This is a genomic window from Amycolatopsis sp. NPDC051716, assembly GCF_040681595.1.
Lineage (GTDB): Bacteria > Actinomycetota > Actinomycetes > Mycobacteriales > Pseudonocardiaceae > Amycolatopsis.
Map to the genome: position 1 here is coordinate 1 of NZ_JBFAZA010000027.1, position 20531 is coordinate 20531.

Here is a 20531-nt window from a genome sequence, read left to right on the forward strand (position 1 = left end):
CAAAAACGGCCTGCATATCATTACCGCGCTGCGTGACGCCATCACCGGAAACCCTTGGCTGCCAACGAACACCGAAATGGCCTGAACAGTTACCCGACAAGCTTGATGAACATGTTTTCGCTCGGCTCTCGCGGCAGGCGATCCTCACTCGGCCGCGCGTGCGATTCCGCTTCTTCGTGCACGAATTCGCGCTCCGCCTCCCGGTCGGAAGTGTGGAAGTGATGAACGGCCAGCTTCGGCAGCTCACGCGGACTTCCCAGCAACCCAACGTGGCAATCCGGATAGTGCCGGCAAGTCTGGGTGGCCACCCCGCATCGGCGGGACAGTTCCAGCTGATGGAATCCAGTTCCTATCCGCCGGTGGTCAGCATCGAAAGCGAGGCAACCTCGATCTACCTGGAGGAGGCCTCGGAGATCGGAGCGTATCGGCGCGTGCTCAGTGGCCTGGACCGTGGGGCCCTCGATGCGGCACAATCGCGGGAGTTGATCGCCGACCTGATGCGCGAACTCTACCCGCCGGGGGTGCAATAACATGCCGAGCGAATGGCGCAAGAGTTCTTACACCAATGTTGGTGATTGTGTTGAGGTCGCCCTCGACCGGACTGTCCTGATCCGGGACACCAAAGACCGTGAAGGCGGCATCCTCACCGCCTCCACCTCCACCTGGCGCGAACTGCTCAGCCGGCTCAGCAAACTTCGCTGAACATCGGCGGCAGAGCCTCCGCCAGCCCCATCCGCACCGACTCCTCCGGTACCGGAACCGCCCCGGCGCCCGCCATCGGCAACGGCCGGGGCCGCCGCGGCATGCGCGACGCCGAACCTCCGCCCCGGCCCGGGTACACCAGCAACCCCCGCGCCGGGTCCGGGACCGCGTCCAGCGCCGCCGTCACCGCCGGCAGCGCCCTGAACGCGTCTCGCCTCTCTTCGGTCAAAAACTCGATCTCCAGCACCACGCCCCAGCGGTGCTCGTGCCAAACCCACTGCTCAGCGCCGTTCGTCAGCGCTGCTTCGGTGAGAGCGTCCCCTTGAGCCAGGCGCCACAGCGAAGCCGAATGCTCCCCGTCGAACACTTCGATGGTCAGCCAATGGTCCATAAGTCGACATTACCGCCGCCGCGTCCTCATGGGTGTTGCGTTTCGGGGGCGATGGTGTGAGAGGGTATGGCCTGTGATGCGGATCATGGGGCGCCCTCGCGCGCTGGTCGCGGTCGTTGCCGGTGCACTTCTGCTCGCCGGGTGCGGCTCGGGCCCCAGCCAGGTCGGCAGTGCCGTCATCGTCGGGGACCGAGCTGTCTCCCTCGACCGGGTCCAGTCGATGATCGACCAGGCCGTCCGCGAACACCCGTACGCGCAGAAGCTCGCCAGTGAGCACAAGCTCGAGCTGCTGGGCCGCGAGATCGTCCGGCAGACCGTGCTGCACGAACTGACCCTGCGCGCCACCAAGCAGGAAAACCTCGTCGCCGACCAGGCGAAGGTCGCCGCGCTGGCCGCGCAGGTGACGCCTGCCCCGGTCACCGACACCGGGCAGGGCGACCCGGTCGCCGTCACGCAGATCGTCTCGAAGCTGCGCGACCGGAACGAGGTCGCGAGCGACGTCCTCCTCGAGCAGGAGCTCGCCCGGAAGGTGCTGCCGAAGCTGTCGGTCGGCGCGGACTACGTCGGCATCAGCGCGACCGGCGACAACGACCAGGCCGCCCGCACCCGCGCCTTCGGCCTCGCGAAGGAGTTCGCCGACGACCCCGGCAAGGTCCAGGGGGTCGTCCAGCAGGCGCAGCAGGAAGGCCAGCAGGCCCAGCAGACCGGCGCTCCCGGCCCGGGCGGGTACTCCGCCGGCCAGACCGCCGAGCTCTTCGGCGCCGCGCAGTACCCCGGCCTCGCGCAGACCGCGCTCTTCGGCTCGGAAAAGAACAGCGTCGTCGTCTTCCAGGCGCAGAAGCCGCAGAGCGCGGACTGGTTCATCTTCGTCATCCGCGCCCGCGGCACCGACAAGCCGGTGCCGGCCGACCAGGAAGCGCAGAAGCCGACGGACGCCCAGCTGACCGCGATCGGCACCCGCCTGCTGCAGCCGTACCTCGGCCAGAGCGGCCTGCGCGTCAACCCGCGGTACGGCGTGTGGGATGTTGTGGGCATGAACCTCGTGCCCAACTCCGACGCCACCCAGGGCGTCGTGCTGCCCATTCGCGGTGCCGCGACCGCACAGCAGTGAGCACGGGTGTCGTCGTCATCGTCCGCGGGACGACGCTGCCCGGCGCGGCGCTCAAGATCCTGCGTGACTCTGCCGCCGTCTACGCGGCCACGGACGTCGATCCGGCCGCGTTCGGCGTCCCGGCCGTCATCGAGGCGCCTTCGCTGAAGGACGTCGTGCTGCTGGCCGGGTCTCGCGACGAGCCCGCGGCGTCGCTGCTCATCGCGACCGGCGCGGAGGTCATCGAGACGCCGGTGCCGCCGCTGGTCGAGGCCGCGGAGGTGATGGACCGGCTCCGCTCGCCGGGCGGCTGCCCGTGGGACGCGGTGCAGACGCACGATTCGCTGCGGCAGTACCTGGTCGAGGAGACCTACGAGCTGCTCGACGCCATCGAAGAAGGCGACCGCGAGGCCCTGCGCGAAGAGCTCGGTGACGTCCTGCTGCAGGTCCTCTTCCACGCGCGGGTCGCGGCCGAGGACGCCGAAGACCCGTTCGGCATCGACGACGTCGCCGCGGCGCTCGTCGCGAAGCTGGTCGGCCGGCACCCGCACGTCTTCGCCGGCGCCGACCAGGTGCACACCGTCGAGCACCAGAACCTCAAGTGGGAAGAGCTGAAGCAGCGCGAAAAACAACGTCGGTCCATTGTGGACGGCGTCGCGCTCGGCCAGCCCGCCGTCGCGCTGGCGGGCAAGCTGGGGCAGCGCTCCGGGCGTGCGGGCATCCCGCTCGACCTCTTCCCCGAAGGGACCGCGGCGGCCGCCCAGCTGTTCCGCATCGCGGCCACCGCGCGCCGGGCGGGTGTCGACGCCGAGGGCGAGCTGAGGGCGGTGGCCAAGCAGTTCGCGAAGGACATCCAGGCCGCCGAGCAGGCCGCCCGCGACGCCGGGCTGGAGCCGACGACCCTGGAGGCCGACGGCTGGCGGAAGTTCTGGCCGCCGCGCCCACTGTGACGCAGCACACGTCCGGGTGAGAACCGTTTCCGAGCATCCGGCGTCTTGCCTGGTGTGAAGCACACGCCACTGGAGGACGCCGACGAGGACCACCTCGTCCGGCGCACCGCCCAGGGCGATCGCGCGGCGTTCGAGGAGCTCTACCGCCGCACGGCGCCCTGGCTCGCCGTGCGCCTGCGCCGCCGCTGCGCGGACGAGCAGCTCGTCGCGGAGGTCGTGCAGGAGACGTTCCTGGCCGTCTGGCGGGCGGCGGCGTCGTTCGCAGGCGCCACCACCGGCGGGAGCGCGGTCGGCTGGGTCTGGACGATCGCCGCGCGCCGGCTGGTCGACGCGTTCCGGCGCCGGGCGCACCACGCGCAGCCGCCGCCGGCGGTGGCCCTCGACGTCGCGCCGGTGGTGGCGGCCGAAGACGAGGCGCTGGCAGCGACGATCGGCGACGAGGTCGGTGCCGCGCTGCGCGACCTCGCGCCGGAGCTGCGGGCGGTGCTGCAGGCGATGGTGCTCGACGGGCTGACCGTGCGGGAGACCGCCGTCCTGCTGGGGTTGCCGGAGGGGACCGTCAAGACCCGGGCGCGCCGGGCCCGGATCGCATTGCGGGAGGCACTGTCATGAACCACGCGCCGGAGCGGCTCATCGTCGCGTACGCGGTGGGCGACGACCTCCCGGGTGACCAGCTGTGGGGCCTCGAGGCCCACCTCGAGGCGTGCCGCGAATGCCGGGCGCGGCTCGCGCGGGCCGCACCGGTCCAGCCGGTCGTGGACCTGGTCTGGGAGCGGCTTTCGGCCGAGGTCCGGCAGCCGCTCGCCCGGCCGCGGCGCCGGAGCCGGTGGCTCGACACCTGGGTGACGCCGGCGATGGCGCCGTGGCTGGCGATGATCGTGGCCGTCACGCTGGCCGCGCTCCTGCTCGACAGCGTGTGGCACGCGGTGCTCGACGTGCCGGCGGTGCAGCTCTTCGCCCCGGTGCTGCCGGTGCTCGGGGTCGCCGTGTCGTGGGCGCGGGGGCTCGATCCGGCCTACGAGGTCGTCACCGCGACCCCGCGGGCGGGGCTGTACCTGGTCGCCCGGCGGACGGTGGCGGTGCTCGTCGTCGTCCTGCCGGTGCTGGGGGTCGCCGGGTGGCTGACCGGCACCCAGCCGGCGCTCTGGCTGCTGCCGAGCCTGGCCTTCACCACCGGCACGCTCGCGCTCGGCGGGCTGATCGGCGTCAGCCGGGCGGCGTACGCGCTGGTCGCGGTGTGGGTGGTGATCGTCGTCCTGCCGGCGTTCGTCCAGCGGGGGCAGGCGTTTTCGCTCGGCACCGGCGCGCTGCCGGTGTGGGCGGCGGTCTTCGTGCTGACCACGGTGGTCGTCGCCCTGCGCGGGCCGGCGTTCACCCGGCTCGGCGCACGTCATTAGGACTTCGGTCTCCAGTCTTCAGGTCTTCAGGAGGAAGCGCATGCGGGCAGTAGGGGCCGCCGAGGTCGCACCGGCGACGTACGCCTGGGAAATCCAGGCGCAGGGGCTGCGGGTGCGGGTGGGGCGGCGGACGATGGCGGTGGACGGGCTGGACCTGTCCCTCGGCAAGGGGGTGCACGGGCTGCTCGGACCGAACGGTGCCGGCAAGACGACGCTGATCCGGGCGTTGGCGACGGTGCTCCGGCCGGCGTCGGGCAGCTTGTCGCTGCTCGGCACCCCGGCCGCCGGGAGCTCGGGCCAGCGGGAGCTGCGCCGGCGGATCGGGTACCTGCCGCAGAACTTCGGCTACTACAAGCGGTTCACCGTCCGCGAGTTCGTCGAATACCTGGCGTGGCTGAAGGAGATGTCCAAAGAGGACATCCCGGGGGCCGTCCAGCGGGCGGTGGAGCGCGTCGGCCTGGCCGACCGCGCGAACGACCGCATGAAGACGCTCTCGGGCGGGATGGTGCGCCGGGTCGGCATCGCCCAGGCGATCGTCAACGACCCGGACATCCTGCTCCTCGACGAGCCGACGGCCGGCCTCGACCCGGCGCAGCGGGTCCGGTTCCGCGAGCTGGTCCAGGAACTGGGCCGCGACTCGTGCGTGCTGATCTCGACGCACCTGGTGGAGGACGTGGCCACGGCGTGCACGGACGTCGTGCTGTTCGCCGGGGGAAAGCTGGTGTTCCAGGGAACGCCGGACGGGCTGGCCGCCGCGGGCACCCTCGAGCACGTCGGGGACAGCCCGATCGAACGCGGTTATTCGGCGCTGCTGAACCACGAGCCGGGCCAGGGGGCGTGGTGATCTTCCGCATCGAACTCCGGCGCTCGATCGCGCCCTGGGCCGGTCTGGCGCTCGTCGTCTTCGCGCTCGCGTTCCTCTTCCTGCTCTCGGGGCCGTGGTGGAAGACCCCGGCACCCTGGTCGGCGAACACGACCACGACCGCGATCTGGGTCCGGTTCCTGCTGCAGTTCCTCTGGCCCGTCGTGGTCGGCGCCGGGGCCATCCAGGGCATGCGTGACAGCCGCTCCGGCATGACCGAGCTGCTGGCCACCACCCCGCGGCCTGGGTGGCACCGGGCGATCCGGCTCGCCGGCGCCGTCGGCGCGCTGACCGCGCTGGCCTACCTGGTCGTGTTCGGCGTGGGCGTCGCCGAAGTCCTCGCCCACGGCGGGTTCGTCTCGGCCGTCTTCCTCCCGGTGCTGGGCGTCGGGGTGCTCGCGGTGGTCGCCGGTGGCTGGCTGGGGCTGGCCGTCGGGCGGCTGCTGCCGCACCCGCTGACGGCCCCCGGGCTGGCCGTGCTCACCCTCGTCGGGACGGTCCTCTGCTGGATGTCGCTCGAAGGGGGCCTGGACGCCGTCGTGCCACGCCGGGCCGGGCCGCTGGCGCCGGCGCTGGCCGAGCCGCGCGGGTCGATGGTGACGACGGCGGCGTCGCTCGACGTGGGGCAGGCGGCGTGGTTCCTCGGCCTCGCCGTCACCGGGTTCCTGCTGCTGTCGGTGCGGTCGGTGCGAGCGCGGCTGCTGAGCCTGCTGCCGCTCGTCGCCGGGGCCGCCATCGCGCTGCCGCTGTTCCCGGCGGAGGCCCTCACCGCCGACAGCCCCGCCGCCCGGAAGGTCTGCGACGGCCCGGTCTGCGTGGCCGAACTGCACCGGGACCGGCTGGCCGCGCTGGCCGGCCCCGGGCGTGAAGCGCTCGCGATGCTGGCGAAGCTGCCCGGAGCGCCGACCCGGGTCGAGGAGCAGGTCGCGCCGGTCTCCCCGCTCGAACGCACCCAGCGCGACCCCGGCGTCGTCCTGCTCGACTTCCAGCGCAACGACGCACTGCTGACGGCGGACGCGAGCGACCTGCGGGTGGCGGTGCTCTCCGGGGTCGGCGTGCCGTCCTGCGAGCGGCCGAGTGCGCCCAGCCTGTCGGACACGGGCGCGCGGATGATCGCGGCGGCGTACTTCACCGGGGAGCTGAAACCGCTGCCCGAGCTCTTCCGAAACTGGTTCAGGAGTCAGTCCGGCCCGATCGAGCAGGCCTGGCGGCAATTCCGGGCCCTGCCGGCGGACGTCCGGTTCGCGCGGATCGTCGCGCTGCGCCAGGCGTTGCTGACGTGCCAGGGCGATCCGATGGACACGCTGGTGCCGGGAGCGCTCCGATGAGGTGGGCGACGCTGTACGCCCGCTCGCGGCAGCTGCCGGTGGCCTTCGCGGCCCTGCTGGTGGCGACCTCGGGGGTGTGGTTCCTGGGGCGGGACTCGTGGAACACGGTCGTCGTCGCGCTGACGCTGACCACGGCGGTCGCGGTGGCGGCGATCGGGCTCAGCGGCCAGGACCCCGACCTCGACCGGACCGCGGCGCTGCCGTGGCCGATCCGGCGGTTCGCCCACCTGGCGCTGATCGCGATCGTGGCCGGCGCGGTGGTGCTGGGGGTGCAGGAGCTGGGCCCGTCGGCGGTCGCGGCGTCGATCATCGTCCGCGACGCGGCCGGGCTGGCGGGCTTGGCCGGCCTGGCGGCCACGATGGCGGGCGGCCAGTTCGGCTGGACGCTCCCGCTGGCGTGGTCCGCGGTCAGCCCGTTCGTCCCGCGGGACTCTTCGACGCTGAGCCGGGTCCTGACCTGGGCCTTGCAGCCCGCGGAAACCCCGGCGGCCACCTGGACGGCGGTGCTCCTGGCGGCCACGGGAGCGGCGGCGTACACCGCCTGGGGTGGCCGCCGGTGACGTGAGAGCCTGGAGACCATGATGGGCCGAGCCGAGCACCCCGAGCTCTGGGAGTTCCTCGAAGCACGGCACCACGGCGAGGTCCTGTCCGGCACCGTCGCGGCGATCGAACCGTTCGGCGTGTTCGTGGCGCTGGACGACGGCCCCGAGCACCCGGTCTTCCCCGGCGTCGGGTTCGTCGCCTACCCCGAGCTGGCGTGGCGCCGGTTCGAAGCCGCCACCGAAGTCGTGCGGGTCGGCGGGCGCGTCTCGGGGGAGTTTCTCGTGTTCGACACCACGAACCTGGAAGCCCGGCTGTCCTTGCGGGCGTTGCAGCCGGATCCGTTCCAGGCGTTCGCCGACGACACCGCGGTGGGGCAGCAGCTGCCCGGCCGGGTGATCCGGTCGACCCCGATCGGCGTCTTCGTCGAGGTCGCCGACGGAGTCGAAGGGCTGGTCCGGGAGCCCATCGGCGAAAGCCGGGCCGGTGCCGCGATCACGGTCGTCGTGATCGGGATCGACCGCGAGCGGCGCCGGCTCACGCTCGCCTGACGCCACCGCCCGGCGATCACACGTTGCGGATGTTCGTCTCCAGCTCCAGGGGCTCCCGGTCCCAGTCCTCCACGCCGAAGGCGAGGATGCGTTCCGGGTGGATCCGGATCACCGCGTCGTCGAAGTGGTTGTCCGGCAGGTTCACGCCCACCAGGGCCTCCGCGCGGCCGCGGATCTCCAGGCACCGCACCCGCCACGGGTTCGTCGAGGGGAGGTCGTCCACGACGAACGCCACGCGGTCGTGCGTCGCGATGTTGCGGAACTTCTTGCTGGTGCGCAGGTTGTGCCCGGTGACGTCGATGGTCTTCTCGTCCGGGTTGTAGCGGAAGCCGACCGGGTTGGCCTGCAGGGTTCCGTCGGGCTGCTGGGTCGCCAGCCGGCCCAGTGGCTGGGCGGCGAGGTAGGCGAGTTCTGCTTCGGTGAACATGCCCGAAGCTTCCAACTTCAAGCTCCCTTGAAGTCAAGGGCCAGCGAAGCGAACCGTGCGCCGATCCGGCGGTGGGCCGCCGGGGACGGGTGGAGGTCGTCCGGCAGCGGTAACTCCGCGAAGTCCTCCGGGCCGTACAGCGAGAGGCCGTCGAGGTAGGTCAAGTGCGGGTCCGACTCCTGCCGCTGGGCCACGATCCGGGCCAGCTCGTCGCGGATGACCTCCAGGGTCAGCTTGCCCGCCGCGCGCTCGGCCGGGTCGCCGGTCGCGCGGAACCGGACCTCGCCGCGGGCCAGTGCCTCGTGGTCGAAGTCGCCCGGCCCGGGTGTCTGCTCGTGGATCGGGCAGTACAGCGGCGAGACGACCACGAGCGGGGTGTCCGGGTGGCCGTCGCGGATCGTGTCGAGGAAGCCGTGCACCGCGGGCCCGAACGCGCGCAGGCGCATCAGGTCCGCGTTGACCACGTTGATCCCCAGCTTGACGCTGATCAGGTCGGCGGGCGTGTCGCGCAGCGCCCGCGCGGTGAACGGGTCGAGCAGTGCGCTGCCGCTGAAGCCGAGGTTGACCAGCTCGACGCCGGCCGCGGTGGCGGCGAGCGCGGGCCACGTCGTCGCGGGGCTCGCCGCGTTCGAACCGTGGCTGATCGAGCTGCCGTGGTGCAGCCACACGCGGCCGAGCGGCACGGGCTCGACCGGCGCGTCGGTGCGCAGGGCGATCAGCTCGGTGAGCTCGTTGTGCGGCAGCCAGAGCTCGACGTCCTTGGGGTGCCCGCCCAGCCCGGCGAACCGGACGACACCGGGTTGCCCCGCGGTAAGCGAGGACGCCCCGGTCGTCATGTCGACGTTCAGGGTGTTGCCGCCGGCCACGCTCGCCTGGGCGGCCAACGAGCCGTCGACGAGCAGGTCGTACACCCCGTCCGGCCGCGGTGGGGCGCCGGCGAAGAGCTGCTTGGTCGGCAGCGTCTCCAGCTCGACGACGTCCGCCCGGGTCCGGAACCGCAGCCGGATGCCCGCGGGCTGCGCTTCGACCACGGCGAGCCGCGGGTCGCTGTTCTGCGCCCGCGCGCGAGCCGGGAGCCGGTGCGGCAGCAGGCCGCGCTCGGTGCGTTCGAGTTCGAGGGCACCGCGGACGAGGTCCGCGGTCAGGGGAATGTCGATCACGACCGTGGCCAATCACGCAGGAGGGAATCGAGGACGGCGAGGATGCGGACCCAGCTTTCGGGCGCGGCGGGCGAGCTGTGGTCGAACCCGCCCTGGGTTTCGAGGCTGATGAACCCCTGGAAGACGCTGCCCAGCAGCCGCACGGCGTGCGTCTCGTCCGGCCCGGTCAGGTCGTAGCCGCGGAGGATCGCGCGCATCATTTCGGCGTGCCGGGGGCCGGCGCTCGCCGCGGCGGTCTCCGGATCGAGCCGCAGCTGTGCGGCGGCGTACCGGCCGGGGTGCTCGCGGGCGTAGTCGCGGTAAACGTCGGCGAAGGCGACGAGCGCGTCTCGCCCGGCGCGGCCCGCCAGAGCTGCGGCGGCCCCGTCGGCGAGCTCGTCCAGCGCCAGCAGCGCGACCTTCGTCCGCAGGTCGTGCGCGTTCTTGACGTGCGAATACAGGCTGGCGACCTGGACGCCGAGCCGCCGGGCCAGCTCCGACGGCGTCACCCGGTCGAAGCCCGCCTCATCGGCCAGCTCCGCGCCGGCGCGCACCACGCGTTCGGTGGTCAATCCCGCCCGAGCCATCAGCCCTCTCCCGTTTGCCTAAAGCCAGAGTAGATCAACCTAAAGGCTTTAGGCAAACGGGGTCAGGAGAACAGGGCGTCCGCCCAGCTCGACTCGCGGGTCACGCCCGGCGGGACCGCGAAGTGCGCGGAGCCGGTGTGCTGGACGTACTCCATCATCGCGTCCTTCGACGACAGCGCCTGCTGCATCGGCACGTACTGCTTGCGGGTGTCGCGGTTGAACGCCAGGAAGAACAACCCCGCTTCGAGGTGCCCGACGCCGTCGGAGCCGTCGACGAAGTTGTAGCCGCGCCGCAGGATCCGGACGCCGTTCAGCGCCTGGTGGGAGGCCAGCCGCACGTGCGCGTCCGCCGGGATCAGCTTCTCGCCGCCCGCGCCGCCGACGTCGAGGTCCAGCTCGTCGAACTCCGCGGTCTGGCCCAGCGGGGCGCCGGTGCCCTTCGTGCGGCCGATGATCTTCTCCTGGCCGTCGAGGGTCTCGCGGTCCCACGTCTCGATGTGCATCCGGATCCGGCGCGCCACCAGGTACGAGCCGCCCGCCATCCAGGCCGGGCCGTCGGCCGCGGTGGCCCACACCTGGTCGCCCAGCACGTCGGGTTCCTCGGCCTTGATGTTGTTCGTGCCGTCCTTGAACCCGAAGAGGTTCCGGGGCGTCTGCTGCTCCCTCGACGTCGACGAGCTGCGGCCGAAGCCGAGCTGCGACCAGCGGACCTCGGTGACGCCGAAGCCGAGCCGCACCAGGTTGCGGACCGCGTGCACCGCCACCTGCGGGTCGTCCGCGCAGGCCTGGATGCACAGGTCGCCGCCGCTGCGGGCCGGGTCGAGCTTGTCCTTCGGGAACAGCGGCAGGTCGATCAGCTGCGGCGGGCGCTTGCCCGCCAGGCCGAACCGGCCGTCGAACAGCGACGGCCCGAACCCGATGGTCAGCGTCAGGTTCGAGGGCGGCAGGTCGAGCGCCTCACCGGTGTCGCCGGGCGGGGCGTACGCGCCGTTGCCCACCGCGCCGTTCGCGACGACCTCCTGGCCCGCCGTCATCCGGCGGGCCGCGTCGGTCCACGTCTTGAGCAGCTGCCGCAGCTTTTCGCGGTCTTTCGTCGTGACGTCGAGGGCCGCGAAGTGCAGGTTGGCCTGCGCCGGCGTGACGATCCCGGCCTGGTGCTCGCCGTGGAAGTCGACGGTGTTCGTCGACGCCTCGGCGTGGCCGCTCGTCGCCTTGTCGATCCCGATACCGGCGGCGGCCCCGGCCCCGGCGAGCGCGACACCCGCGCCCGCCAGGCCGAACAGCTTCCGCCGCGAGACGCGCGTGCCCTCCGCTTGGATGCCCTCTGCCGACGTCACTTGGAGACGACCTCCGCAACTTTGCTCAGCGGTTCGCTCAGCGCGTCGACGGCCGAGGCGAACTCCTTGACCTGGTCCTGGGACAGCTCGGTGTAGGACTTGAAACCGTCACCGGCCCGCTGCTTGTCGAGCAGGCCCTGGACGTTCGCGAACTCCTTGTCCAGAGTGGACACCAGCGCGGGGTCCTTGGCCTGCAGGACCGGCCGCAGCGCGGTGATCGCGCCCTTCGAGCCGTCCACATTGGCCTGGAAGTCCCAGAGGTCGGTGTGCGAGAAGGCCTCTTCCTCGCCGGTGATCTTGCCGGTCGCGACCTCGTCGAGCAGGCCCTTCGCGCCGTTCGCGAGGTCCAAAGCGGACAGTTCGAGCGTCTTCGTCTTGGCGACCAGGTCCTTGACGTCGGTCACCAGCTTGTCGGCGATCTGGCCGCTGTCGGGCTGCAGGCCGGTCTGGAACAGGTCCTTCTCCAGCCGGTGGAAGCCGGTGAACTGCTGGTTCGGCTCGAGGTCGGCCTCGCGGACGTCGATGGCCGGGTCGAGGTCGCCGAACTTCTCGGCCACCGGCTCGATCCGCTCGTAGTAGACGCGGGTGCGCGCGTACGCGGCCTTCGCCTCGTCGACCTTGCCCGCCTTCACGAGGTCGGCGAACTTCCCCGTCTCGTCCTGCAGCGCGGAGGTGTTGTTCGCGATGTAGTCGGCGTAGCTCTTGGTGGCCTGGGCCTTCTGCGCGTTGCTGTCGTTCTGCTTCGCGACGCCGCCGGTGACGGTGAAGTCGCCGCGGATGCCGGTGCCGGACATGCCCGGCTTGCACGCGGTCTGGTACTTGCCGGCGTCGGCGACCTCGACGATCAGCCGCCGGTTGAGCCCGGGCGCGATGTTCTCGACCTCGCCCATGATCCGGTCACCCTCGGCGTAGAGGTAGAACTCGGTGACCTTGGTGCCCTTGTTGGTGATCTCGAAGGTGAGGTTGCCCGCACCGGCCGTGGTGGCGGAGACCTCGCACGCGGCGTCGGACGCCGAGACCTTGATCGGGCCACCGCCGGCCGAGGCGCCCGCGGGGTCGCTCTTGCCGTCGCACGCGGCCAGCGTCACCAGGACGGCGGCGCCGGCCAGTACGGCCAGCGAGGGGGTCTTGCGCACGGTCACTCCTTCGAGGCGGCCGCGACGGCGGGCGCCGGCGCGGTCTTCTTGCTGGGCTTGAGGAAGAGGGGCAGCACGACGGCGACGTAGGCCACCCAGGCGACGGCCTGCAGCACGGTCGTCTGCTGCGAGTAGTTGAAGATGCCCTTCAGCAGCGCGCCGTACCAGGACGTCTCGGGCAGCGCGGCCGAAGCGTCGAAGGCGAGGGTGTCGATGCCGGGCAGGAACGCGGCCTCCTGCAGGTCGTGCAGGCCGTAGCCGAGCACGCCCGCGGCGACGAACACCAGCAGCACACCGGTGATCGTGAAGAACTTGGCGAGGTTGAACCGCACCGCGCCCCTGTAGAGCAGGTACGCGAGCACCACCGCGGCCGCGATGCCGATGGCGAAGCCGATCAGCGGCTGCACGGTCTCGTTCTGCGCGGCCTGGACGGTCGAGTAGAAGAACACCGCCGTCTCCAGCCCCTCGCGCCCGACCGCGAGGAACGACAGCAGCAGCACGGCCGCGGGGCCGACGTCCAGCGCGTCGTCCATCTTCCCGCGCAGCTCGGCGGCGATGCTCTTCGACGCCTTGCGCATCCAGAAGATCATCGCGGTGACGAACACGACGGCGACGATCGACAGGCTGCCGCCGAGCAGCTCCTGGTGCTTGAAGGTCAGCTGGGCGGTCGTGAAGGTGAGGACCGCGCCGACGGCGACCGACAGCAGCACCGCGGCGCCGACACCCGGCCACACCCAGCGCAGCGCGTGGCGCCGGTCCGTCTTGACCAGGAACGCCACCAGGATGCTGACGACCAGCGCCGCTTCCAGGCCTTCGCGCAGCCCGATCAGCGCGCTCGAGAACAACACCGGTCCGCCTCCCTGAGTTCTGCTTCCGTGATGTTTTTAGGTAAGGCTCACCTGTAAGTCCAGTGAGCGTACGCCCGGCGGACCCGGAGTAATCGGGCAAAAGGGACTCGATTTTGAAGTTAGGTTAGGGTAACCGCAGGTCAGGGGCCTGCGCGTCGACTCGGTAACAAAATTTGTGATGTCGCAGGCAGGGAGAGGGTTTTTACCTTCCGCTTGCCTGGTCAGGCTTCCGGGGGTCCCTCTTGAGTGCGTCCGTAACCTGTTCGGGTGGCCGATACCGCTCAGCCGACCGTCACGCCTCCGGGACCGCCTCCTTCGGGTGGTCCGCCGCGGCGGTATCTCGGCCGGGCGGCCCTCGCGGTGGGGCTCGTGCTCACCGGCGTGGTCCTGGTCGTCACCATCGGTGTCCGGAACCCGGACGCACCGACGGCGTCGCCGTCGGTCCAGCCGGCGCTCGCCATCCCCGAACAGCGTCCGCAGCCCGGCGCCGAAGCACCGCGGGCCGGGCTCGCCGCGCCGGTCGACCGGCCGCAGGTGTCCGACCGGGCCGAGCTGGACGCGTGGGCGACCCGCGTCGCGGACAAGACGCACGTCCCGGTGCGCGCGCTGGGGGCGTACGGGCGGGCGGAGATGTGGATGCAGCGCCAGAAACCGACGTGCCACCTCTCGTGGGCGACCCTCGCGGGCATCGGCCGGGTCGAGAACGAGCGCGGGGAGTTCGACCTCGCGGCGATCGGCGCGGACGGCCGGGTGGCGAAGCCGGTGGTCGGTCCGCCGCTGGACGGCTCGCCGGGCATCCCGGCGGTGCACGACAGCGACGGCGGCAAGCTCGACGGCGACAAGTCGTGGGACCACGCGATCGGCCCGATGCAGTTCCTGCCGTCGACGTGGAAGAAGTACCAGGAGCGCGCGAGCGGCGACGGCGGCACCCCGGACCCGCAGAACATCGACGACGCGGCCTTCACCGCGGCCCGGTTCCTGTGCTCGGGCGGCGACGACCTCGGCACGCCGGCCGGCTGGTGGCGGGCGATCCTGTTCTACAACCAGGCCCTGGCGTACGGCCAGGACGTCTTCAGCGCGGCGGACGCCTACGCGGAGGCGAGCGTCGCGCCCTGAGGGTTCAGAGGGTTCAGAGCTCGCGGTCGGCAACGAACGGCGTGACGGCCATCAGCACGAGCAGCAGCAGTCCGGCGTAAGCACCCAGCGTGGCGAAGATCGACATCGTGGTCCCTCCCTGTTCGGTCTGGAACCAGCTTCGCCGGACGAGGGCCTGCCGGACATCGGTCGAGGGGCCCGCCTCGGTCGGCCGAACGGCCGAGGTGACCCGGGCCGTTCGGCCCTGGTCGGCTCAGGGTTCGCGCAGCGCGATGCGGGCCTTGACCTCGCTGATCGCCTCGAGGTACTCCGGCACCGGGTGCATCGCCGAGGCGATCTTCATCTGCGCCAGCGCCTCGACGAGCCGGCCGAGGCGCTGCAGCGTGCGGCCCAGGATGAACCGCGCGTAGTGATCCGTCGGGTCCAGTTCGAGCACCCGGGTGAACGCCGCTTCGGCGCGCCGCAACTGAGCGGAGTGGAAGTACGCGCGCCCGGCCAGCAGGTGCACCGACGGTTTGTCCGTTTCGGATTCCAGCAGGGGCTGCAACGCCTTCAGCGCGTCGAGCGGACGACGGCGGCCGACGAGGTCTTCGGCCTGGCGGAAGGCATGAAACCGCGACTCCTCGGGAGGCTGCGAAGCAGCTGCGGCGTCCGTCATGGTCGCTCCCACGTTACCCGTGGAGAGGGGCTTGCACACGCCTCCGATCGGGACGTGATGGACTGTGCCGCCATGAGCAGCGGGTACCGGGGCCTGGCGCCCTACCTCTACTACGCCGACGCCACGGCGGCACTCGCCTGGCTGACCAGGACCTTCGGCTTCACCGAGGAGGTCCGGTTCTGCGACGCGGCGGGCGAGGTGTTCCAAGCGACCCTGCGCGCCGGCGGAGCGCCGATCCAGATCGCCGGCGTCGGCCCGGACTACTGGCAGGCCAAGGGCGTCGACGGCCCGGTCGGCCAGCTCAACATCGTCTACGTCGACGACGTCGACGAGCACTACGAGCGGATCTCCGCCGCGCTCGGGGACGAGTGCGAGCTCGATCCACCGCAGGACCAGCCGTACGGCGCCCGGGTGTACACCGTCGCCGATCTCGGGGGCAACAGCTGGACCTTCTGGCAGCAGACGTCCGAGACCGTCGAGCTGCCGCCGGGCTGGCAGGCGATCCGCGCGGAGGGCTGAGGACCGGCCGCTACCGGCCGTGCCTCCAACGGGTGAACTGCCGCGACGGCTAGGCTGGGCGCGAAACCGCAGGCACGACGCACCGAGGAGCATGGCGTGGCTCTCATCGAGCAGGTAGGCGCGCGCGAGATTCTGGACTCGCGCGGCAACCCGACGGTCGAGGTGGAGGTGGCTCTCGACGACGGCACCCTGGCGCGGGCCGCGGTCCCGTCGGGTGCGTCGACCGGTGAGCACGAAGCGGTCGAGCTGCGGGACGGCGACACCGGCCGCTACAACGGCAAGGGCGTCGAGCGCGCGGTCGCCGCGGTGCTCGACGAGATCGGCCCGGAGATGGTCGGCATCGAGGCCGTCGACCAGCGGATCGTCGACCAGAAGCTGGTCGACCTCGACGGCACGCCGGCGAAGTCCCGCCTCGGCGCGAACGCCATCCTCGGCGTCTCGCTGGCCGTCGCGAAGGCCGCCGCCGAGTCGGCCGAGCTGGAGCTGTTCCGCTACCTGGGCGGGCCGAACGCGCACGTGCTGCCGGTGCCGATGCTGAACATCCTCAACGGCGGTTCGCACGCGGACAGCAACGTCGACGTCCAGGAGTTCATGATCGCGCCGATCGGCGCGGAGACCTTCCGCGAGGCCCTGCGCTGGGGCGCCGAGGTCTACCACTCGCTGAAGTCGGTGCTGAAGGGCCGCGGCCTCTCGACCGGTCTCGGCGACGAAGGCGGCTTCGCGCCGAACCTGGCGAACAACCGCGAGGCGCTCGACCTGATCCTGCAGGCCATCGAGAAGGCCGGCTACACCCCGGGCCGCGACGTCGCGCTCGCGCTGGACGTCGCCGCGACGGAGTTCTTCGCCGACGGCGCGTACACCTTCGAGGGCAGCAAGAAGAGCGCCGAGCAGATGTCGGCGTACTACGCCGAGCTGATCCGCGACTACCCGATGGTCTCCATCGAGGACCCGCTGAGCGAGGACGACTGGGACGGCTGGGTCACCCTGACCGCCGAGATCGGCGAGAAGGTCCAGATCGTCGGCGACGACCTGTTCGTCACGAACCCGGACCGCCTCGAAGAGGGCATCACCCGCCGCGCCGCCAACGCGCTGCTGGTGAAGGTCAACCAGATCGGCACCCTGTCCGAGACGCTCGACGCGATCTCGCTGGCCACGTCGTTCGGCTACAAGTCGATGATGAGCCACCGCTCCGGCGAGACCGAGGACACGTTCATCGCCGACCTCGCGGTCGCCACCGGCGTCGGCCAGATCAAGACCGGTGCCCCGGCCCGCGGCGAGCGGATCGCCAAGTACAACCAGCTGCTGCGCATCGAGGAGACCCTCGGTGACGCCGCCCGGTACGCCGGCGAGCTGGCCTTCCCGCGGTTCAGCGCCGAGGCCTGACGCCGATGGCGGACCGGGGGAGGACACGCGGCCGCCGCGACGGTGGCGGCGGGGCTTCGCGGGGCAACCGGCCCGCACCGGCCCGCCGCCCCGAAGCGGCGCGCCGCCGCACCGGCGACGCGGAGACCACCAGGGCCCGGCTGCGCCGGGGCTTGGCGGCGAAGCGGGCGTCGGGTGCGGCGAAGGTGCTCGGCATGTCCACCACCCGCCGCGCGGCGGTGGTGGCGATCGTGGTGTGCGCGCTGGCGTTCACCATCGCCGTGCCCCTGCGCACGTACCTCTCCCAGCGGACCGAGGTCCGCGAACAGCAGGCCCAGCAGGCTCAGTTGCAGCAGGAGGTCGCTCAGCTCCAAGGCCGCAAGGCGGAGCTGAGCGACCCCGCGCAGATCGAGGCCGAAGCCCGCCGGCGGCTGCGGTACGTCAAGCCGGGCGAGACGCCGTACATCGTCCAGCTGCCGGAGGACAAGGCGCCCGACGCGGCCCCGCCGGCCGGACAGCAGCAGGTCGCGGGCAGCTCCTGGTACGAGAACCTCTGGAACCAGGTCTCGGGCGGCTGAGGGGCACGCTCACTGTGCTGTTGGTTACCAATCCGGCCACAGCCACGGCCATCCAGTTGTGGAGCAACGGTTACCCGCCGCTCGGGGTGGGCCTGCTTTTGGCCGGATTGGTAACGTGACCCCGTGAACAGCACGCAGCAGCACCGGTTCGAGCCCGTCACCGACGCCGACCGCGAGATCATCGCGGAGCAGCTCGGACGGCCGCCGCGGGCGCTGCGCGCGATCGCCGCGCGGTGCCCGAGCGGGCACCCGTCCGTGGTGCAGACCAGCCCTCGGCTGGAGAACGGGACGCCGTTCCCGACGCTCTACTACCTCACCTGCCCGAAGCTGAACTCGATGATCGGCACCATCGAGGCGTCCGGGATCATGAAGGAGATGACGGAGCGGCTGACCACCGATCCCGAGCTCGCAGCGCAGTACCAGCGCACCCACGAGGGCTACCTCGCCGAGCGGGACGCCATCGAGCCGCTCGGCCACCAGGTCACCGCCGGCGGCATGCCCGGCCGCGTCAAGTGCCTGCACGTGCACGTCGCCCACTCGCTGGCCGTCGGTCCCGGCGTGAATCCGTTCGGTGACGAGACGCTGGCGCTGCTTAAGGCCAACGGGTGGCCCTCGGGAGACTGCGCCGCGTAACACTCGCGCGCTGTGAACAGATAACTGGTCTGGGTGAGCGAAAACCTCGATCGCGACTCTCGATGGGCTGAAACTTCGCCGCACTTGCGGCAGGCTGTGTCCCGAAAGCGGCGATCGATCCGGCCAGGAGGGCTCTGAGCATGCGTGTGCGGCGGCTGCCAGACGCAGCCGGGAGCTACGCGCGAAGATTCGGGATCCGCCACCGCACCGCGTACCCCCTGATCACCGGCATCCTGGCCGTGCTCCCGGCGCTGGTCGCCGGCGGCGGCACCCTCGGCTGGCTCGGCGGCACCGGTGAGCACACCCGCGACGCCGCGCTCGGCCAGGGCTACGACCCCGGGCACGCCGCTCTCCAGCAGATCGCCGTCGACGGCACCCTCCCCGGCGTCCCCACCCCGCTGCCCCTGCCGGCCTACGAGCTCCCGGACGGCCCGCTGGGCATCCCGGCCACGGCGCTCGCCGCGTACAAGAACGCCGCCGACATCCTCGGCCGCGAACAGCCCGCCTGCCACATCGACTGGGCCCTGATCGCCAGCATCGGCCGGATCGAGTCCAACCACGCGCGCGGCGGCTACGTGGACAGTGCCGGGACCACCCGCGAGCCGATCCTCGGCCCGCAGCTCAACGGCCAGGGCGGGTTCGCCGCGATCCCGGACACCGACCAGGGCCTGCTCGACACCGACCCGGTGTGGGACCGCGCGGTCGGCCCGACCCAGTTCATCCCGGGGACGTGGCGGGGCTACGCGTCCGACGGCAACGGCGACGGCAAGTCCGACCCGAACAACCTCTTCGACGCGGCCCTGGCCACCGGCCGCTACCTGTGCTCCGGCGGGTTCGACCTGGCGAACCCGGACCAGCTGCGCGGGGCGATCTACCGGTACAACAACTCCGACACGTACGTGAACACGGTGGTCCTGTGGGCGGACGCCTACCGCAACGGGATCATGCAGGTGCCGGACAGCACGGTGCCGATCGGCGCGCCGAACGCGGCGGCCCTGCCCGCGCCGCCGTCGATCCCGCCCCCGCCGGTCCCGGAGACGACGGTTTCCACGCCGCCGCCGGCCACTTCGGGCACTTCGGGCACTTCGGGCACTTCGGAGCCACCGACCACGTCGTCGCCCACGTGCGTGCCGCCGACGACGACAACGGGCGTCCCGACGACGATCACGAGCTTCACGACCGTGCCGGCACCGACCGGCACCACCAGTGAGACCACCACGACGTCGACGAAGACCACGCCGCCGGAACCGACGTGCGGGCAGATCGTCACGGAGGTGCCCACGTCGGTCGTCCTGATCACGACCACGCCGCCGACGCCTACGCCCTGACGCATCCGCGCCGGTTAGGGTGATCGCATGCCTCGTGTTGCCGCGATCGACTGTGGGACCAACTCCATCCGCCTGCTCGTCGCCGAGCTGACGCCGCGCCACGACGGCACGGTCGACCTGCGCGACCTGCACCGCGAGATGCGGATCGTCCGGCTCGGCCAGGGCGTCGACGCCACCGGCGAGCTGGCCCCCGAGGCCCTCGAGCGCACCCGGGCCGCGCTCGCCGACTACACGATCGCCGCGCGGCGCAAGGGCGTGGAAAAGGTCCGCATGGTCGCCACGTCCGCGACTCGCGACGCGAAGAACCGCGACGAGTTCTTCCGGATGACCCGCGAAACCCTCGGCACCGAGGCCGAGGTGATCAGCGGCGACGAAGAGGCGCGGCTGTCGTTCACCGGCGCGGTGGGCGAGCAGGACCCGGACGACGGCCCGTTCGTGGTGGTCGACGTCGGCGGCGGCTCGACCGAGCTGGTCCTCGGCACCTGGGACGGCAAGCGGGCCGACGTGCTCGCGGCGAAGTCCGTCGACATCGGCTGCGTCCGCATCACCGAGCGCGCGCTGAAGAGCGACCCGCCGACGGCGGGCGAGATCGCGACCGCCCGTGACCTGGCGGGCAAGGTGCTGACGGACGCGTTCGACGTGGTCGACGTCGCCCGCGCCCGGACGTGGGTGGGCGTGGCGGGCACGGTGACGACGCTGTCGGCCATCGCGCTGGGGCTGCCGGAGTACGACAGCGAGCGGGTGCACCTGTCCACGTTGAGCGCGGCGGACATCGACCGGCTCGCGTCCCGCCTGCTCAGCGAGGACCACGCCACCCGCGCGGCCAACCCGGTGATCCACCCGGGCCGGGTCGACGTGATCGGCGGCGGCGCGGTGGTGGTCCAGACCCTCGCCGAGCAGCTGGCGGCCCGCGGCGGCCCGACGGAGCTGGTCGTCAGCGAGCACGACATCCTCGACGGCATCGCCCTCTCCCTCGTCTGACCGGCCCACCGAGGCACCCCGCCCTGCCACCGCCCCCCTCGCTCGCCTGACCGACCGTTCGGCCGCCCGAAAGGGCTTGTGCCACAACGGGA

General features: G+C 71.8%; 25 protein-coding genes. 17 read left to right on the top strand and 8 right to left on the bottom strand.

Features of this window, described 5'->3' with window-relative positions; all coding sequences use genetic code 11:
• Both AB0M30_RS31270 and AB0M30_RS31275 read left to right on the top strand, forming a co-directional pair.
• The coding region (locus AB0M30_RS31270) for a DUF5753 domain-containing protein (RefSeq protein WP_364591005.1) at positions 1-530 on the top strand (530 nt) is incomplete at its 5' end.
• A 1-nt stretch (position 531) separates the two neighbouring features.
• A complete protein-coding gene (locus tag AB0M30_RS31275) occupies positions 532-702 on the top strand; it encodes a DUF397 domain-containing protein (protein WP_364591008.1) in 171 nt (56 codons plus the stop codon).
• On the opposite strand, the gene AB0M30_RS31280 is transcribed toward AB0M30_RS31275, so the two are convergent.
• Positions 686-1093: a hypothetical protein gene (locus AB0M30_RS31280; RefSeq protein WP_364591011.1), complete on the bottom strand. Its 408-nt coding sequence runs from the start codon at positions 1091-1093 to the stop codon at positions 686-688. The two genes, AB0M30_RS31275 and AB0M30_RS31280, sit on opposite strands and share 17 nt — an antisense overlap.
• 85 nt (positions 1094-1178) lie before the next feature.
• Here AB0M30_RS31280 and AB0M30_RS31285 point away from each other — a divergent pair, with 85 nt between their 5' ends.
• From AB0M30_RS31285 to AB0M30_RS31320, 8 genes are read left to right on the top strand one after another with little or no spacing between them, the layout of a single operon-like run.
• Positions 1179-2204 carry a hypothetical protein gene (locus tag AB0M30_RS31285; RefSeq protein ID WP_364591013.1) on the top strand — a complete coding sequence of 342 codons (1026 nt, stop codon included), beginning with the start codon at positions 1179-1181 and terminating at the stop codon, positions 2202-2204.
• Complete coding sequence (locus tag AB0M30_RS31290; protein ID WP_364591016.1) at positions 2201-3133, top strand: MazG family protein; 933 nt, start codon at positions 2201-2203, stop codon at positions 3131-3133. The genes AB0M30_RS31285 and AB0M30_RS31290 overlap by 4 nt, the downstream gene beginning before the upstream one ends.
• A 54-nt stretch (positions 3134-3187) precedes the next feature.
• Positions 3188-3745 carry a sigma-70 family RNA polymerase sigma factor gene (locus tag AB0M30_RS31295; protein ID WP_364591018.1) on the top strand — a complete coding sequence of 186 codons (558 nt, stop codon included), beginning with the start codon at positions 3188-3190 and terminating at the stop codon, positions 3743-3745.
• On the top strand, positions 3742-4530 hold the full coding sequence (locus AB0M30_RS31300; protein WP_364591021.1) for a zf-HC2 domain-containing protein: 789 nt from the start codon (positions 3742-3744) through the stop codon (positions 4528-4530). Before AB0M30_RS31295 ends, AB0M30_RS31300 begins: the two co-directional genes overlap by 4 nt.
• Positions 4531-4570: 40 nt before the next feature.
• Positions 4571-5374 (top strand): ABC transporter ATP-binding protein, encoded by an 804-nt coding sequence (locus AB0M30_RS31305; RefSeq protein ID WP_364591023.1) that lies wholly within the window; start codon positions 4571-4573, stop codon positions 5372-5374.
• A complete protein-coding gene (locus tag AB0M30_RS31310) occupies positions 5371-6720 on the top strand; it encodes a hypothetical protein (protein WP_364591026.1) in 1350 nt (449 codons plus the stop codon). The genes AB0M30_RS31305 and AB0M30_RS31310 overlap by 4 nt, the downstream gene beginning before the upstream one ends.
• Complete coding sequence (locus tag AB0M30_RS31315; protein ID WP_364591029.1) at positions 6717-7280, top strand: hypothetical protein; 564 nt, start codon at positions 6717-6719, stop codon at positions 7278-7280. Before AB0M30_RS31310 ends, AB0M30_RS31315 begins: the two co-directional genes overlap by 4 nt.
• A gap of 18 nt (positions 7281-7298) precedes the next feature.
• Positions 7299-7811, top strand: coding sequence for a S1 RNA-binding domain-containing protein (locus tag AB0M30_RS31320; RefSeq protein WP_364591032.1), 513 nt, complete (start codon positions 7299-7301; stop codon positions 7809-7811).
• A gap of 16 nt (positions 7812-7827) precedes the next feature.
• On the opposite strand, the gene AB0M30_RS31325 is transcribed toward AB0M30_RS31320, so the two are convergent.
• The 6 genes from AB0M30_RS31325 to efeU all read right to left on the bottom strand — a co-directional run bounded on the left by AB0M30_RS31325 (position 7828) and on the right by efeU (position 13285).
• Positions 7828-8238 carry a PPOX class F420-dependent oxidoreductase gene (locus tag AB0M30_RS31325; RefSeq protein WP_360163180.1) on the bottom strand — a complete coding sequence of 137 codons (411 nt, stop codon included), beginning with the start codon at positions 8236-8238 and terminating at the stop codon, positions 7828-7830.
• A gap of 17 nt (positions 8239-8255) precedes the next feature.
• Positions 8256-9398 (bottom strand): GDSL-type esterase/lipase family protein, encoded by a 1143-nt coding sequence (locus AB0M30_RS31330; protein ID WP_364591036.1) that lies wholly within the window; start codon positions 9396-9398, stop codon positions 8256-8258.
• On the bottom strand, positions 9395-9964 hold the full coding sequence (locus AB0M30_RS31335; RefSeq protein WP_364591039.1) for a WHG domain-containing protein: 570 nt from the start codon (positions 9962-9964) through the stop codon (positions 9395-9397). Before AB0M30_RS31335 ends, AB0M30_RS31330 begins: the two co-directional genes overlap by 4 nt.
• Positions 9965-10026: 62 nt before the next feature.
• Positions 10027-11301, bottom strand: coding sequence for an iron uptake transporter deferrochelatase/peroxidase subunit (gene efeB / locus AB0M30_RS31340; RefSeq protein ID WP_364591042.1), 1275 nt, complete (start codon positions 11299-11301; stop codon positions 10027-10029).
• Complete coding sequence (gene efeO, locus AB0M30_RS31345) at positions 11298-12443, bottom strand: iron uptake system protein EfeO (protein ID WP_364591045.1); 1146 nt, start codon at positions 12441-12443, stop codon at positions 11298-11300. Before efeO ends, efeB begins: the two co-directional genes overlap by 4 nt.
• Entirely contained in the window at positions 12440-13285 is an 846-nt protein-coding gene (gene efeU / locus AB0M30_RS31350) for an iron uptake transporter permease EfeU (protein WP_364591048.1), read from the bottom strand. The genes efeO and efeU overlap by 4 nt, the downstream gene beginning before the upstream one ends.
• 369 nt (positions 13286-13654) lie before the next feature.
• Here efeU and AB0M30_RS31355 point away from each other — a divergent pair, with 369 nt between their 5' ends.
• A complete protein-coding gene (locus tag AB0M30_RS31355) occupies positions 13655-14401 on the top strand; it encodes a murein transglycosylase (protein WP_364591318.1) in 747 nt (248 codons plus the stop codon).
• Between the two features lie 232 nt (positions 14402-14633).
• Here AB0M30_RS31355 and AB0M30_RS31360 read toward each other — a convergent pair whose 3' ends face one another.
• A complete protein-coding gene (locus AB0M30_RS31360) occupies positions 14634-15038 on the bottom strand; it encodes a tetratricopeptide repeat protein (protein WP_103336926.1) in 405 nt (134 codons plus the stop codon).
• Positions 15039-15110: 72 nt separating this feature from the next.
• Here AB0M30_RS31360 and AB0M30_RS31365 point away from each other — a divergent pair, with 72 nt between their 5' ends.
• The 6 genes from AB0M30_RS31365 (at position 15111) to AB0M30_RS31390 (ending at position 20439) form a co-directional block, all read left to right on the top strand.
• A complete protein-coding gene (locus AB0M30_RS31365) occupies positions 15111-15557 on the top strand; it encodes a VOC family protein (protein ID WP_364591051.1) in 447 nt (148 codons plus the stop codon).
• 96 nt (positions 15558-15653) lie between these two features.
• Positions 15654-16940 carry a phosphopyruvate hydratase gene (gene eno / locus AB0M30_RS31370; RefSeq protein ID WP_360163166.1) on the top strand — a complete coding sequence of 429 codons (1287 nt, stop codon included), beginning with the start codon at positions 15654-15656 and terminating at the stop codon, positions 16938-16940.
• A 194-nt stretch (positions 16941-17134) separates the two neighbouring features.
• Entirely contained in the window at positions 17135-17497 is a 363-nt protein-coding gene (locus AB0M30_RS31375) for a septum formation initiator family protein (protein ID WP_086845214.1), read from the top strand.
• A gap of 123 nt (positions 17498-17620) precedes the next feature.
• Positions 17621-18130 (top strand): DUF501 domain-containing protein, encoded by a 510-nt coding sequence (locus AB0M30_RS31380; RefSeq protein WP_091318049.1) that lies wholly within the window; start codon positions 17621-17623, stop codon positions 18128-18130.
• 140 nt (positions 18131-18270) lie between these two features.
• Complete coding sequence (locus AB0M30_RS31385) at positions 18271-19458, top strand: lytic transglycosylase domain-containing protein (protein ID WP_364591054.1); 1188 nt, start codon at positions 18271-18273, stop codon at positions 19456-19458.
• A gap of 27 nt (positions 19459-19485) precedes the next feature.
• Positions 19486-20439, top strand: coding sequence for a Ppx/GppA phosphatase family protein (locus AB0M30_RS31390; RefSeq protein ID WP_364591056.1), 954 nt, complete (start codon positions 19486-19488; stop codon positions 20437-20439).
• Positions 20440-20531 lie beyond the last annotated feature (92 nt).